Consider the following 12,623-nt stretch of genomic DNA (forward strand, 5'->3'; position numbering starts at 1 on the left):
CCTGCCTTTGCCCAGAGCCCCCATGGAAGGTCCTCCGATCTGGCAGCGGCTGCTAGGAGCCCTGGCCTACCTGCTGCCCCTGAGCGACGCCCTGCGCTTCGGCCAGGCCCTGTTCGACATGTTCCCGCTGCTGCAGTGGGTGGCCGTGCCGGCCCTGCCGCTGGTGGTTCTGGAGCAGGCCATTCCCTTCGGCGGCCTGGTGCTGTTCCTGCTGCTGTTCCTGCTGGTGGTGCGCAACCCCAAGGTGCCCTACCCGATCCGCTTCAACGTGCTCCAGGCGATCCTGATCGACATCGTGCTGGTGCTGCTCACCCTCGCCTTCGACACGGTGCTGGCTCCCCTCGGCGCCGGCTTCGCCATCCGCACCCTCTCCAACACGATCTTCCTCGGCACCCTGCTGCTGGTGCTGTTCTCGGTGGTCCAGAGCCTGCGGGGCAAGGAAGCCGACATCCCCACCGTGTCGGAAGCGGTGCGCATGCAGCTCTTCTGAACGGCCCTTGCGAAGCGGCGGCGGTGCTGCGATAGGTTCATGGATCCGTCGCTGAGAGGCTCCGTGCCCCTCAGCCCCTCCCCAGGCGACCATGACGCAGCCTTACTACGAGACCATGTACATCCTCCGGCCGGACATTCCGGAGGAGGAAGTCGAGACCCACGTCGCCAAGTACCGCGACCTCGTGATCGAGGCCGGCGCCGAGGTGCTCGACACCCAGATGCGCGGCAAGCGCCGGCTGGCCTATCCGATCGCCAAGCATCGGGAAGGCATCTATGTGCAGCTGAACCACAGCGGCGATGGCCAGCAGGTGGCCGTGCTCGAGCGGGCCATGCGCCTCTCCGAAGACGTGATCCGCTACCTGACCGTCATCCAGGACGGCCCCATGCCTCCCCCCCGCAGCGTCCCCGGCGCCGCCGTCGAGGTGGCCCCCACCGAACCCGCGGCGGTCTGATCCCGGTTGTTCATCCCTGAGCGCTGGGCCTACAGTCCGCTCAATGGGTGCTAGGCGATGACAACTTCGGACAAGGAGGACTCCTATCCAGAGAGAACCCTCCCATCCCGTGTGGTGCCGCCCCAGCCGGCCTACAACCCCTCCGGTTGGCCCGCCAACCCGTCGACACCGGCACCGAGCGTGCTGACCCCCGGCCAGCCGGTGGCCCCTCTGGCGCCACCGCCGCCGGCCAGCTTCAGCTTCGGCGATGGGCCTGCCGCCCAGCTCCCCCAGGCAGACGCGGGGGCCTCGAGCCTCGCCCTCACCACCACCGGACCGGAGGCCCAGCAGCTCGAGATGGAGCTGGCGGCCGCCCGGGATGAACTGAAGGCGCTGCACGAAATGCTCGAGGACCTGCCCGAGATCTTCGAGCGCAAGTTTCAGCAGCGTCTGGCCACGGTGATGGAGCACCAGAAGCATCTGCTCGACGACAACCAGGCCCTGCGGGAGCGGCTGTACAGCCTCAATCCGGCTGCCGCCGACGGCCCCCCGCCCCCTGGCTCAGGCCGCCCCCAGCCCCTGCTGCTGCCCACGGTGGCCAGGAAGGAGGGTTGGGGTCAGGCCCTGAAGAGGGCCCTGCGGCTGGGCGGCCCGGACAGCAACGGGCGCCCGGGCGAGAGGTCAACCCAGAAGATCAGTCGCCACGACGACGGGCGGCCCATAACCGCGTAGGCATCCCCCAGACGTAGATGAAGCCCTCGGCGGCGCGGTGATCGAAGAGATCCTCCGCCCCGTAGGTGGCCATGTCGGGCACATAGAGGCTGTCGCTGGCGCTGGAGCGTCCCACCACGGTGGCGCTGCCCTTCTGCAGCCGGATCCGTACCAGGCCGTTCACCGTCGCCTGGGTGCGGTCGAGGAAGCCGTCAAGAGCGTCCTTGAGGGGGCCGAACCAGAGACCCTGGTACACCAGATCCGCCCAGCTCATCTCGATCTGGCGCTTGTAGCGGAGCACATCGGCGGCCAGGGTGAGGCTCTCCAGCTCCTGGTGGGCGCGGATCAGCAGCAGCAGGCCGGGGGTTTCGTAGATCTCGCGGCTCTTGATGCCCACCACCCGGTTCTCGATCATGTCGAGGCGGCCGAAGCCATGGGCCCCCGCCAGGGCGTTGGCCCGCCGGATCAGGGCCACCGGATCGAGACGCTCGCCGTCGATGGCCACCGGATTGCCCTGCTCGAAGGCGATCTCCACCACCTGCGCCTCGGCCGGGGCGTCCGCCACCGAACGGGTCATGGCAAAGACCTCCTCCGGCGGCTCCACCATCGGATCCTCCAGGGGGCCGGCCTCGATGCTGCGGCCCAGCAGGTTGAGGTCGATCGAATAGGGGGATTTCTTGCTCACCGGCGCCGGGATGTCGCAGCGCTCGCCGTAGGCGATCGTCTCCTGGCGGCTCATGCCCCACTCACGGGCCGGGGCCAGCACCTTGAGGTCGGGGGCCAGGGCGCCGATGGCGACATCGAAACGCACCTGGTCGTTGCCCTTGCCGGTGCAGCCGTGGGCCACCGCGTCGGCCCCCACCTCCCGGGCCACCTCCACGAGGCGACGGGCGATCAGGGGGCGGGCCAGGGCGGTGGAAAGGGGGTAGCGGCCCTCGTAGAGGGCATTGGCCCGGATGGCGGGGAAGGCGAACTCACGGATGAAGGGATCGATCAGGTCGTCCACCCGCGACTGGCTGGCGCCGGCCGCCAGGGCCTTGAGGCGGATCGGCTCGAGTTCGTCGCCCTGTCCCAGGTCGGCGGCGAAGGTGATCACCTCCTTCACCCCCCACTCGCGCATGAGATAGGGAATGCAGACGCTGGTGTCGACACCACCGGAATAGGCGAGCACCACCCGCTCGGCACGCGGCGTTCCTGTCGGCGGTGCACCGCCCGCCAACTGCTGCCCCATCTCCGCCATCAGTGACGCTCCTGCTCTGTGGCGACCGATTCTGTCGCCTGGGGCCATTCTCCCCCCTGGTCCGCCGCCGGCAGGCGCCAGCGGAGCAGAACCACCAGGGCCAGGAGCAGGGGCGGCCCGAGCACGAGGGCCGCCACCACCGCCGGCAGGATCGGCAGGGGCTGGGGCCAACGGACGGCGGCTGCGGCCAGCAGGCTGCTCAGCACGAGGGCCGCCGACCAGAGACGGCCCACTTCCAGGATCTTGGCGAGGGTCATGGGCGGCGCGGTAGGGTAATAAGTCGGTCCTTGACGACCCAGCCTGACGGCATGAGCATTCTCGACACGATCAATCCCTCCCTGACCCGCTACCGGCGCAACGAGCCGGCGCCGGTGCTGCCGCTGCGGGATGAGCCCGATCTGCTGAGCCTGCTGGAGGCCAGCGGCCGCCTGGTGGCCGATGAGGAAACGGCCAGCACCGATGTGAGCACGGTGGAAGAGGAGGAGCTGTCGGCGCTGATGGGCGAGAAAGAGGATTACAGCCCGGCCGACGAGCCCTCCGAGGAAGACTGGGAGGACTGACGGTCCGCTCCGTCACCACCCTGCAGCCCCTCCGATGGCCTCCCGCGACGGCCGCACGCCTGCGGCCCTGCTCGCCCTGATCCTGTTGGCCGCCTGCCTGGCCAGCGACGCCCTGGTGGCCAACTCCATGCTGACCCTGCCGCTGGTGGTGGCGGCCCTGGTCAGCGCGGGGGTGGCGGCCCTCGGGGTGCCCCGCCTGCGGGCCCTGAAGCTGGGCCAGGTGATCCGCGATGAGGGCCCCCAGGCCCACCACAGCAAGGCGGGCACGCCCACGATGGGGGGCCTGCTTGTGGTGCCCGTTGGGGTGCTGGTGGGAGGGCTGATCAGCCCGCAGGATCCCCGCCTGCTGGCGGTGGCGGCGGTCACCCTGGCCTACATGGCGATCGGTGCCGTCGACGACTGGCGCAGCCTCACCCGCCGCACCAACACGGGCCTGAGCCCCCGGGGCAAGCTGCTGCTCCAGGCCCTGGCCGCCGTCGGCTTCCTGGTCTGGGCCCACCAGGGGGGCTGGCTCGGGGGCGGCGTGCCCGGCGATCTGGGGCTGCCCTTCGGCCGGGTGCTCACCCTCGGGTTGCTGATCTGGCCGCTGGCCCTGTTCGTGTTCCTGGCCGAGAGCAACGCCACCAACCTCACCGATGGCCTCGATGGCCTGGCCGCCGGCTGTGGCGCCATCGTGTTCACCGGCATGGGGCTGCAGCTGATGCTGCGGGGCCACGGGGGCGATCCGGTGCTGGCCGCCTTCTGCACGGCCATGGCGGGCTGCTGGCTGGGCTTCCTCAGCCAGAACCGCCACCCGGCCCGGGTGTTCATGGGCGACACGGGCTCCCTGGCCATGGGGGCCGCCCTGTCCTCGGTGGCCCTGCTGACCGACAGCCTCTGGCCCCTGCTGCTGATGGGGGGAGTGTTCCTGGCCGAATCCCTGTCGGTGATCCTGCAGGTGGGGGTGTTCAAGGCCACCAAGGGCCCCGACGGCCAGGGGCGGCGCCTGTTCCGCATGGCCCCGCTGCACCACCATTTCGAACTGGGGGGATTGCCGGAGCAACGCGTCGTGCTCGGTCTGTGGGGCGCCAGCCTGATACTGGTGCTGGTGGGATTGGTGCTGCTGCCCTGAGCTGCCCCTGCCTGTCGTCGATCACGGCGACCCCCACCGACCGCTCCGTCGCACCCGGGCCCATGGCGTTTTTCACCTGGAAGGAAACGGGCCTCACCGCCGACTGCGCCAGCCTTGAGGCGATGGCGGCACGGTTCGAAGAGGCGGCCGCCCTGATGCGCCGCATGGCCGGCGAGGGCTTCAAGGTGGAGCGCCACCCGGAGGGGCAGCGCATCACCCACCCCGACCCGGCGGTGTTCGGGGCCTACGGCTTCGTGAGCGAGGAATCGGCCGAAAGCCAGCTCACCCTGCTGGACGAACCGAGCGCCTGAGCGCCGTAAGGCCGGAGCAGGCCAGGACCCTCAGCGGCGGACGTAGCCCACCAGCCACACCACCACAAAGGCCAGGGAGGAGACGCCCAGGTAGATCAGCGTCCATTTCTGGAAACCGGCCACATCCCAGCCGAAGGGCAGCAGCCCGTTGGCCGCGTCACCGGCGGTGCTGAAAGCGAGGGGGCCAACGCCAGGAAGAGTGGAGAGGAGAGCCGGAAGCATCGCGGCACGTTAGGGGAAAGGGCTCGCGCCGCGTCAGGATCGCCCCAGCCGCTCCCTCTCCATGGCACCAGTCCCTTCCCCTTTCCCGCGGACGGTGATGCTGCTGGGCAGCGGCGAGCTGGGCAAGGAGGTGGCCATCGCCGCCCAGCGGCTGGGTTGCCGGGTGATCGCCGTCGACCGCTACGCCGAGGCCCCCGCGATGGCGGTGGCGCAGGTGCGCGAGGTGGTGGCCATGGCCGACCCCGACGCCCTCAAGGCGGTGGTGCGGCGCCATCGCCCCGACGTGGTGATCCCGGAGATCGAGGCCCTGGCGGTGGACGCCCTGGCGGCACTGGAGGCGGAGGGCCTCACCGTGATTCCCACCGCCCGGGCCACGGCGGTGACCATGAACCGCGACCGCATCCGTGACCTGGCCGCCCGGGGCCTGGGGCTGCGCGCCGCCCGCTTCGCCTATGCCGAAAGCGCCGCCGAACTGGCGGCGGCGGCGGCCCCCCTGGGCTGGCCCGTGGTGGTGAAGCCGGTGATGAGCTCCTCGGGCAAGGGGCAGAGCGTGGTGCACGGCCCCGAGGCGATCGAAGCCGCCTGGGAGGCGGCGATGGCCGGTGCCCGGGGCGAGGGGGCGCGGGTGATCGTGGAAGAGTTCCTGCGCTTCAGCCTGGAGATCACCCTGCTGACGGTGCGGCAGTGGCAGGGCCCCACCCTGTTCTGCCCGCCGATCGGCCACATCCAGGAACGGGGCGACTACCAGTGCAGCTGGCAGCCCGCCCGGCTGGGGGAGGCCCAGCTGGCGGCGGCCCAGGCGATGGCGAAGGCCGTCACCGACAACCTGGGCGGCGCCGGCCTGTTCGGGGTGGAGTTCTTCCTCTGCGGCGAACCCGGCGCCGAGGAGGTGCTGTTCTCCGAGCTCTCGCCCCGGCCCCACGACACCGGCCTGGTGACGCTGGTGGGCCAGAACCTGAGCGAATTCGAGCTGCACCTGCGGGCGGTGCTGGGTCTGCCGATCCCCGAGATCCGCAGCCTTGGAGCGGCGGCCTCCCGGGTGATCCTGGCCGGACCCGAAGCCCCCGCCGGGCCCGGAACACCCAGCTACCTGGGCTTGGAGCGGGCCCTGGCGGCACCCGACACCCAGGTGCTCATTTTCGGCAAGCCCGCGATCCGGCCCTGGCGGCGGATGGGGGTGGCCCTGGCCCGCGGTGACGATGAGACGGACGCCCGCCGGCGTGCCGATGGGGCCGCCGCCCTCGTGCAGGTGCAGACCAGCGGCTGAACCGTCGCCACCACTGGTTTTTCCCCGCTCTGAACCCTATGGTGCGTCCCTGCGGATAGCACAATGACTCAGGCCCACTCACCCTCGAGGCTTTCTCGCTCCCGGAAGACCCGGCAGAAGAAGGAACTCGGGGCCGTGGCGCTGCCTGAGAAGACCAGCACCAGGCCCGATCCGAAGCACCGGCCCCCGTCCCAGCACCGCTCCAGGCGCCGCCCCCTGGTCACCTTCGGATTGGGTATCGCGGTGGGTGCCCTCCTGGCCGGTCCGCTGCCGGCTCGCCTCGCCCCGTTCCTGGCCGGCCTAATTCCCTCCTCCCGCGGCATCGGGGCGGTGCTGAATCCCCTCTCGATCGAGAACCGTCCGATCCTCGTGCTCGGCCGTGATTCCGTGGGTGAGAACACCGACGTGATGTTCACCGTGCGGCTCGATGGCGACATCACCCACATCACCCAGGTGCCCAGGGACACCTTCATCGAATCGCCCCAGCTGGGGGTCGTGAAGGCCAACTCCCTGTTCGCCCTCGGCGGCATCCAGACCGTCAAGGCGGAAGTGGGCAGCCTGCTCGCCTCCCCGGTGGAGCGCTACCTCAAGGTGAACCTCGACGCGGTCAACAAGCTGGCCGAAGCCCTCGGGGGCGTCGAGGTGGATGTGCCCAAGCACATGTACTACGTCGACAACGCCCAGGGCCTCTACATCGACCTCTACCCCGGCAGGCAGCTGCTGAAGGGCAACGACCTGGAGGGTTTCCTGCGCTTCCGCCACGACGAACAGGGCGACCTGGGCCGGATGGAGCGCCAGCGGCTGGTGATGGCCCAGGTGTTCCGCAAGCTGGCTGATCCCACCACGATCGCCCGGCTGCCGGCCCTGCTGGAGATCGCCGGCAACGACATGGTCACCGACCTGTCGCCGATCGAGATGACCCAGCTGATGTCCGCCCTCGGCAAGACGAAGCTGAGCACCCAGCGGGTGCCCGGCCGGCTCTACTGGCACAACGACCTCAGCTACTGGATGCCCGACAGCAACCAGGCCTACCCCAGCGGCAGCGGCGAAGAGCCGCTGCCCTGAGGCCTCAGGCGGCGGGGCCCCGGCCATCGTCCGGGGTGCGCCAGCCGGCGGTGAGCTCGGCCAACAGCTGGGCCAGCCCCTCCTTCCTGGGCAGATCGGCTTCGGCCGCCCACTCGATCTCCTGAATCCTGGCGTCATCCAGGCCGAGCAGCTCCACCAGGTGGCGGTAGGCCACCCGTTCCTGCGCGTTGATGCTGGACTCCGCCGGTGAGCGCCGGCCCACCCGCACCATCATGTAGCTGAGCTTGAGGGCCAGCTGGCGGTCGTCGGAGCCGCTGAGCTGGGTCACCAGATCGTCCAGGCCCGCCACCGGCAGCCGCTCGGCCAGAAAGGCCTCCAACTGTGCGTCGCCGAGGCTGTCGGGGCTGTCGCCCTGCAGGTGGGTGGCCACCTGCTCAGCCAGCAGCTCCCGCTCAGCAGTGGAGCATTCGCCGTCGGCCCAGGCGACGGTGCAGACGATGCGCAGCAGGGCCGCTTGCTCCTGGGAGAGGACCGCGGCGGAGGTGAGTTCAGCCATGGGTCAGGCCGCGAGGGGAATGGGGGGATGCTGCTCCAGCACATGCCGCAGGTAGCGGCCGGTGTGGCTGGCGGCATTCTCGGCCACGGCCTCGGGGGTACCGATGGCGACGATGTGGCCGCCCTTGTCACCGCCCTCCGGGCCCAGGTCGATCAGCCAGTCGGCGCAGCGGATCACATCGAGGTTGTGCTCGATCACCAGGATCGAGTTGCCCTTGTCGACCAGGCGCTGCATCACGTCCATCAGCTTGTGGACGTCGTAGAAGCTGAGGCCCGTGGTGGGCTCGTCGATCAGGTAGAGGGTCTTGCCGGTGGCACGGCGGGAGAGCTCGGTGGCCAGCTTCACCCGCTGGGCCTCACCGCCGGAGAGGGTGGGCGCGGGCTGGCCCAGCTTGATGTAACCGAGCCCCACGTCCACCAGGGTGCTGAGCCGGTCGCCGGCCTGGGGGATGGCGGCGAACACCTCGGCGGCCTGCTCCACCGTCATCTCCAGCACATCGGCGATGGTATGGCCCCGGAAGGTGACCTGCAGGGTCTCGCGGTTGTAGCGGGCCCCCTTGCAGACGTCGCACTGGACGTAGACGTCGGGGAGGAAGTTCATCTCGATCACGTTGACCCCCTGGCCGCTGCAGGCCTCGCAGCGCCCCCCCTTGACGTTGAAGCTGAACTGGCCCACCTGATAGCCGCGGGCCTTGGCCTCCACCGTGGCGGCGAACACCTGGCGGATCGGATCGAAGGCGCCCGTGTAGGTGGCGGGGTTGGAGCGGGGGGTACGGCCGATCGGCGACTGGTCGATGACGATCACCTTGTCGATCGCCTTGATGCCCCGCAGTTCCTCGAGACCGGAGGGGAAGGGCACCTTCAGGCCGAGTCGGTTCTCGAGGGCCGGATGCAGCAGCTCGTTGACCAGGGTGCTCTTGCCGCTGCCGCTCACCCCGGTGACGCACACCAACCGGCCGAGCGGGATCTCCACATCAATGCCCTGGAGGTTGTTGCGGGTGCAGTTGGCCAGGGTGAGCCGGCGGCTGCCGGCATCACGGCGCTCGGCGGGGGTGGGGATGGAGCGGCGACCGCTCAGGTAGGCACCGGTGAGGGAGTCCTCGGCGTTGAGGAGGTCGTCGAGGGAACCCTCGGCCACGATGTGGCCGCCATGGACGCCGGCACCGGGGCCGATGTCCACCAGGTAGTCAGCGGCGCGGATCGTGTCCTCGTCGTGCTCCACCACGATCAGGGTGTTGCCCAGGTCGCGCAGCTTGGTGAGGGTGGCGAGCAGGCGATCGTTGTCGCGCTGGTGCAGGCCGATGCTGGGCTCATCGAGCACGTAGAGGACGCCGGTGAGGCCGGCGCCGATCTGGGTGGCCAGGCGGATCCGCTGGGCCTCCCCGCCCGAGAGGGTCATGGCGGGGCGATCGAGGCTGAGGTAATCGAGGCCCACATCGAGCAGGAAGCGCAGGCGCATGCGGATCTCCCGCAGCACCAGGTCGCCGATCTGGATCTGGCGGCTGCTGAGCAGGGGTTCCGCCCCTTCGCTGGCCCCCACCCCCATCAGGGCCTCGATGCGCTCCAGGGTGACGGCCACGCTCACGGAGGTGAGCTCGTGGATGGCATAGGGCCCCACCCGCACCGCCAAGGCTTCGGGCCGCAGCCGCAGGCCATGGCAGCTTTCGCAGGGCACCAGCTCCAGGTACTTCTCCAGCTTCTGGCGCACGGATTCGCCACTGGCATCGCGCAGCTGGCGCTCCAGGATCGGCAGGATCCCTTCGAAGGGCCGCACGTAGCCCTCGCTCTTGCGGTAGCGGCTGTCGGCCTTGATGGCGATCGGCTCCTGGCTGCCCTGCAGCAGCACCTGGCGCTGCTCCTCGCTGAGCTGGTTCCAGGGGGTCTTGAGCTCGAAGCCGAAGGCCTCACCGACGCTGAACAGCAGCGAGAAGTAGTAGCTGTTCTCCTTGTCGCTCCAGGGGGCGATGGCGGCGTATACCGGCAGGGAGGGATCGGGCACGACCCGCTCCAACGTGAACTTGCGCAGGTGGCCGATGCCGTGGCAGTCGGGGCAGGCGCCGTAGGGGCTGTTGAAGGAGAACAGGCGGGGGGAAAGCTCCTCCATCACGGCGCCGTGCACGGGGCAGGCGAAGTTTTCGGAGTAGAGCCGTTCGCGTTCCACGCCCTCGGGCAGGGGCTCATTGGCCTTGGGCACCACCTCCACCAGCGCCAGGCCCTCGCCGCGCTTCAAGGCGGTGCGCAGGGAATCGGTGAGGCGTTCGTTGATGCCCTCACGGGCCACCAGCCGGTCGACCACCACCTCGATGTGGTGGGCGTGGTTCTTGTCGAGCTCGATGTTGTCGGCCAGCTCGCGCACCTCGCCGTTGATCCGCACCCGGGCGAAGCCCTCGGCCACCAGGCCCGCCAGCAGCTTCACGTGGGTGCCCTTCTTGCCCCGCACCACTGGGGCGAGCAGCTGGTAGCGGGTGCCTTCGGGCAGGGTGAGGATCTGGTCCACCATCTCGTCGATGGACTGGGGCCGGATCGAGCGACTGCACTGGGGGCAGTGGGGTTCGCCGGCGCGGCCGTAGAGCAGGCGCAGGTAGTCCTGGATCTCCGTGACCGTGCCGACCGTGGAGCGGGGGTTGTGGCTGGTGGACTTCTGGTCGATCGAGATGGCCGGCGACAGCCCCTCGATCGCATCCACATCCGGCTTGTCCACCTGGCCAAGAAACTGGCGGGCGTAGGCGGAGAGGCTCTCCACGTAGCGCCGCTGGCCCTCGGCGAAGATCGTGTCGAAGGCGAGGGAGCTCTTGCCGCTGCCGCTCACCCCGGTGAACACCACCATGCGGTTGCGCGGGATGGTGAGATCGACGTTGCGCAGGTTGTGCTGGCGTGCCCCCCGCACCCGGATCACATCCTCGAGGCTGCCGCCGTTGAGGGTGCGCAGAGCGGTCTCCACCACGGGGGTGTCTGCCTCGGCCTTGCTGGTGGTTCCGGCGCGGGCGCGGGGCATGGGGGGTGGTCGGCAGCCGATGAGTCTACGGCGGTCAGCCCTTGGACAGGCTCAGGCCAGGGCCGGCAGCGGGGCGGCCTGGGCGCAGAATTCCTGGCTCACCTCCCAGAGGCGCCGGCACTGGTCGGCGTCGAGGGCGGCCGGGGCGATGCGCACCTGCGTGGGCCAGCCCCGTAGGCCGCCCCACTGGTCGGGGCCGTAGTGGCCACCGGGCTTGGCATCAGGAGCTGTGGCGGCGAACAGCTGGGGCAGGGCCCCCATGGCGGCGCTCTGGAACAGGGGATCCATCAGCCGGTAGGCGAGGGGCTCAAGGCGGGAGCCGGTGGCGGCGATGGAGGTGGGCTGGAGATTGGTGCGGGCGAAGCCGGGGTGGGCGGCCAGGGAGAGGGCGGGGCTGCCCTGCTCAGCCAGGCGGCGCTGCAGCTCCAGGGCGAACATCACGTTGGCCAGCTTGCTCTGGCCGTAGGCGCCCCAGCGGTCGTAGCGGCGCTCGCCCTGGAGGTCGTCGAAGGCGATGCGACCGAAATACTGGGCCCCGGAGGTGACCGTGACCACCCGGGCACCGGGCCGGTCGCGCAGCAGCGGCAGCAGGGCGAGGCTGAGGGCGAAGTGACCCAGGTGGTTGGTGCCGAACTGGAGTTCGAAACCCTGGCGGGTGAGGCGGCGTGGCGGCGCCATGACGCCGGCGTTGTTGATCAGCAGGTCGAGGCGGCCGTAGCGCTCCGCGACGGTGCCGGCGGCGGCGGCCACGCTGGCCAGGTCGGCCAGGTCGAGGTGCAGCACGTCGAGGGCGCCGGTGGAGGCGGCGGCCGTGAGCAGCTCCTCCCGGGCCTGCTCGGCGTTCGCCAGCGAACGGCAGGCGAGCAGCACGGTGGCGCCCCTGGCAGCCAGGGCACGGGCTGTTTCCAGACCCAGCCCGCTGTTGGCGCCGGTGACCAGGGCGATCCGCCCGGACTGGTCAGGGATGTCGGCGGCGGTCCAGCGCATGGGGATCAAAAGAAGGGCAAAGCAATGCGGAGAAAGCGATCCCCTCGGAGAGGGGTTGCCTCAGCAAATCGTAACGGAATGTGACGGACCCGATCCTTCACGGCGCAGCCGAAAGAAGAAGGGCGTCTCCATGCCCTTGAAGTCCATCACGCCCAGCACGGTGTCGTCGTCCAGCTTGCGGAAGACATCGTTGATGGGGAGGTGGTCGTAAAGCATGGTGGCGCTCAGAACGCCGCGGTAGCTGGTCATCCGCAGCCGGGCACTGGAACGGGCCGTGCTGAGCAGGGGCATCAGCAACTGGAAGAGGCGGCCGGCCAGCGCCGATTTCGGGACCGGGAAACGGTCGCTCAGGCGCAGCCCGGGACCCATCGCCTTCGGCTCCAGGCAGATCAGGCCGCCGCCGAGGGTGGTGAACACCAGGGGGTGCACCGCCTCGGCGCTGTCGAAGCGCTTGCCGTGCCAATGGAAGGCTTCCAGGGCGCCGTCGAGGCGGTGGCCGGTGGGGACGCTCTCCCCCGTCCAGGCACCGAGCATGAAAGGGATCTCAACGGGGGGGAGCCCGTCGAAGCGGGCGAAGGCCTCGGCGGTGGTGGCGATGGGGGTGGGTGAACCCACAGCGGGCCTGGGCGTCAGGCGTCCATTGTCCGTCGCTGGCGCGGGCGGTGCGGCCCCAGGGCGGCCTTTAGTCTGAAACGTCCAGGTGAGCGCCGTTGCG

General features: G+C 70.0%; 15 protein-coding genes. 8 read left to right on the plus strand and 7 right to left on the minus strand.

What is annotated here, in order from left to right; all coding sequences use genetic code 11:
- The first annotated feature begins 22 nt into the window (after window positions 1-22).
- The 3 genes from KBZ12_RS10015 (at window position 23) to KBZ12_RS10025 (ending at window position 1,655) form a co-directional block, all read left to right on the plus strand.
- Window positions 23-490, plus strand: a complete 468-nt coding sequence (locus KBZ12_RS10015; RefSeq protein ID WP_254957799.1) for a Tic20 family protein — start codon at window positions 23-25, stop codon at window positions 488-490.
- Window positions 491-581: 91 nt separating this feature from the next.
- A complete protein-coding gene (gene rpsF / locus KBZ12_RS10020; protein ID WP_216906981.1) occupies window positions 582-944 on the plus strand; it encodes a 30S ribosomal protein S6 in 363 nt (120 codons plus the stop codon).
- A gap of 114 nt (window positions 945-1,058) precedes the next feature.
- Entirely contained in the window at window positions 1,059-1,655 is a 597-nt protein-coding gene (locus tag KBZ12_RS10025) for a hypothetical protein (protein ID WP_254957800.1), read from the plus strand.
- On the opposite strand, the gene KBZ12_RS10030 is transcribed toward KBZ12_RS10025, so the two are convergent.
- Together KBZ12_RS10030 and KBZ12_RS10035 are read right to left on the minus strand one after the other, a co-directional pair.
- Window positions 1,618-2,865 carry an argininosuccinate synthase gene (locus KBZ12_RS10030; protein WP_254957831.1) on the minus strand — a complete coding sequence of 416 codons (1,248 nt, stop codon included), beginning with the start codon at window positions 2,863-2,865 and terminating at the stop codon, window positions 1,618-1,620. The genes KBZ12_RS10025 and KBZ12_RS10030 overlap by 38 nt on opposite strands.
- Before the next feature lie 8 nt (window positions 2,866-2,873).
- Complete coding sequence (locus KBZ12_RS10035; RefSeq protein WP_254957801.1) at window positions 2,874-3,131, minus strand: hypothetical protein; 258 nt, start codon at window positions 3,129-3,131, stop codon at window positions 2,874-2,876.
- A gap of 51 nt (window positions 3,132-3,182) precedes the next feature.
- On the opposite strand from KBZ12_RS10035, the gene KBZ12_RS10040 reads away from it, so the two are divergent.
- From KBZ12_RS10040 to KBZ12_RS10050, 3 genes are all read left to right on the plus strand, one after another.
- Complete coding sequence (locus tag KBZ12_RS10040) at window positions 3,183-3,434, plus strand: DUF3134 family protein (protein WP_216907275.1); 252 nt, start codon at window positions 3,183-3,185, stop codon at window positions 3,432-3,434.
- A 34-nt stretch (window positions 3,435-3,468) separates the two neighbouring features.
- Window positions 3,469-4,545 (plus strand): phospho-N-acetylmuramoyl-pentapeptide-transferase, encoded by a 1,077-nt coding sequence (gene mraY / locus KBZ12_RS10045; protein ID WP_254957802.1) that lies wholly within the window; start codon window positions 3,469-3,471, stop codon window positions 4,543-4,545.
- Window positions 4,546-4,607: 62 nt separating this feature from the next.
- Entirely contained in the window at window positions 4,608-4,856 is a 249-nt protein-coding gene (locus tag KBZ12_RS10050; protein ID WP_254957803.1) for a hypothetical protein, read from the plus strand.
- Between the two features lie 30 nt (window positions 4,857-4,886).
- On the opposite strand, the gene KBZ12_RS10055 is transcribed toward KBZ12_RS10050, so the two are convergent.
- Window positions 4,887-5,078, minus strand: a complete 192-nt coding sequence (locus tag KBZ12_RS10055; RefSeq protein WP_254957804.1) for a 5'-phosphoribosylglycinamide transformylase — start codon at window positions 5,076-5,078, stop codon at window positions 4,887-4,889.
- 61 nt (window positions 5,079-5,139) lie between these two features.
- Between KBZ12_RS10055 and purT the strand changes: the two genes are divergently transcribed.
- Both purT and KBZ12_RS10065 read left to right on the plus strand, forming a co-directional pair.
- Window positions 5,140-6,345, plus strand: a complete 1,206-nt coding sequence (gene purT, locus KBZ12_RS10060) for a formate-dependent phosphoribosylglycinamide formyltransferase (protein WP_254957805.1) — start codon at window positions 5,140-5,142, stop codon at window positions 6,343-6,345.
- 135 nt (window positions 6,346-6,480) lie between these two features.
- Window positions 6,481-7,410, plus strand: coding sequence for an LCP family protein (locus tag KBZ12_RS10065; RefSeq protein WP_254957806.1), 930 nt, complete (start codon window positions 6,481-6,483; stop codon window positions 7,408-7,410).
- Between the two features lie 4 nt (window positions 7,411-7,414).
- On the opposite strand, the gene KBZ12_RS10070 is transcribed toward KBZ12_RS10065, so the two are convergent.
- From KBZ12_RS10070 to KBZ12_RS10085, 4 genes are read right to left on the minus strand one after another with little or no spacing between them, the layout of a single operon-like run.
- Window positions 7,415-7,927 (minus strand): TerB family tellurite resistance protein, encoded by a 513-nt coding sequence (locus KBZ12_RS10070; RefSeq protein ID WP_254957807.1) that lies wholly within the window; start codon window positions 7,925-7,927, stop codon window positions 7,415-7,417.
- A 3-nt stretch (window positions 7,928-7,930) separates the two neighbouring features.
- Window positions 7,931-10,921, minus strand: coding sequence for an excinuclease ABC subunit UvrA (uvrA, locus tag KBZ12_RS10075; RefSeq protein ID WP_254957808.1), 2,991 nt, complete (start codon window positions 10,919-10,921; stop codon window positions 7,931-7,933).
- 51 nt (window positions 10,922-10,972) lie between these two features.
- Window positions 10,973-11,908 (minus strand): oxidoreductase, encoded by a 936-nt coding sequence (locus KBZ12_RS10080; protein ID WP_254957811.1) that lies wholly within the window; start codon window positions 11,906-11,908, stop codon window positions 10,973-10,975.
- 60 nt (window positions 11,909-11,968) lie between these two features.
- Complete coding sequence (locus KBZ12_RS10085) at window positions 11,969-12,523, minus strand: DUF4334 domain-containing protein (protein ID WP_254957812.1); 555 nt, start codon at window positions 12,521-12,523, stop codon at window positions 11,969-11,971.
- Window positions 12,524-12,623: the final 100 nt, after the last annotated feature.

The sequence above is a fragment of the Cyanobium sp. Cruz CV13-4-11 genome, assembly GCF_024346055.1.
Lineage (GTDB): Bacteria > Cyanobacteriota > Cyanobacteriia > PCC-6307 > Cyanobiaceae > Cyanobium.

What these genes read in the sequence shown, in the direction of transcription:
- KBZ12_RS10015 (WP_254957799.1), top strand. Translation starts at nt 23, where the DNA reads ATGGAAGGTCCTCCGATCTGGCAGCGGCTGCTAGGAGCCCTGGCCTAC.
- rpsF (WP_216906981.1), top strand. Translation starts at nt 582, where the DNA reads ATGACGCAGCCTTACTACGAGACCATGTACATCCTCCGGCCGGACATT.
- KBZ12_RS10030 (WP_254957831.1), bottom strand. Translation starts at nt 2,865, where the DNA reads ATGGGGCAGCAGTTGGCGGGCGGTGCACCGCCGACAGGAACGCCGCGT.
- KBZ12_RS10035 (WP_254957801.1), bottom strand. Translation starts at nt 3,131, where the DNA reads ATGACCCTCGCCAAGATCCTGGAAGTGGGCCGTCTCTGGTCGGCGGCC.
- KBZ12_RS10040 (WP_216907275.1), top strand. Translation starts at nt 3,183, where the DNA reads ATGAGCATTCTCGACACGATCAATCCCTCCCTGACCCGCTACCGGCGC.
- mraY (WP_254957802.1), top strand. Translation starts at nt 3,469, where the DNA reads ATGGCCTCCCGCGACGGCCGCACGCCTGCGGCCCTGCTCGCCCTGATC.
- KBZ12_RS10050 (WP_254957803.1), top strand. Translation starts at nt 4,608, where the DNA reads ATGGCGTTTTTCACCTGGAAGGAAACGGGCCTCACCGCCGACTGCGCC.
- KBZ12_RS10055 (WP_254957804.1), bottom strand. Translation starts at nt 5,078, where the DNA reads ATGCTTCCGGCTCTCCTCTCCACTCTTCCTGGCGTTGGCCCCCTCGCT.
- purT (WP_254957805.1), top strand. Translation starts at nt 5,140, where the DNA reads ATGGCACCAGTCCCTTCCCCTTTCCCGCGGACGGTGATGCTGCTGGGC.
- KBZ12_RS10070 (WP_254957807.1), bottom strand. Translation starts at nt 7,927, where the DNA reads ATGGCTGAACTCACCTCCGCCGCGGTCCTCTCCCAGGAGCAAGCGGCC.
- uvrA (WP_254957808.1), bottom strand. Translation starts at nt 10,921, where the DNA reads ATGCCCCGCGCCCGCGCCGGAACCACCAGCAAGGCCGAGGCAGACACC.
- KBZ12_RS10080 (WP_254957811.1), bottom strand. Translation starts at nt 11,908, where the DNA reads ATGCGCTGGACCGCCGCCGACATCCCTGACCAGTCCGGGCGGATCGCC.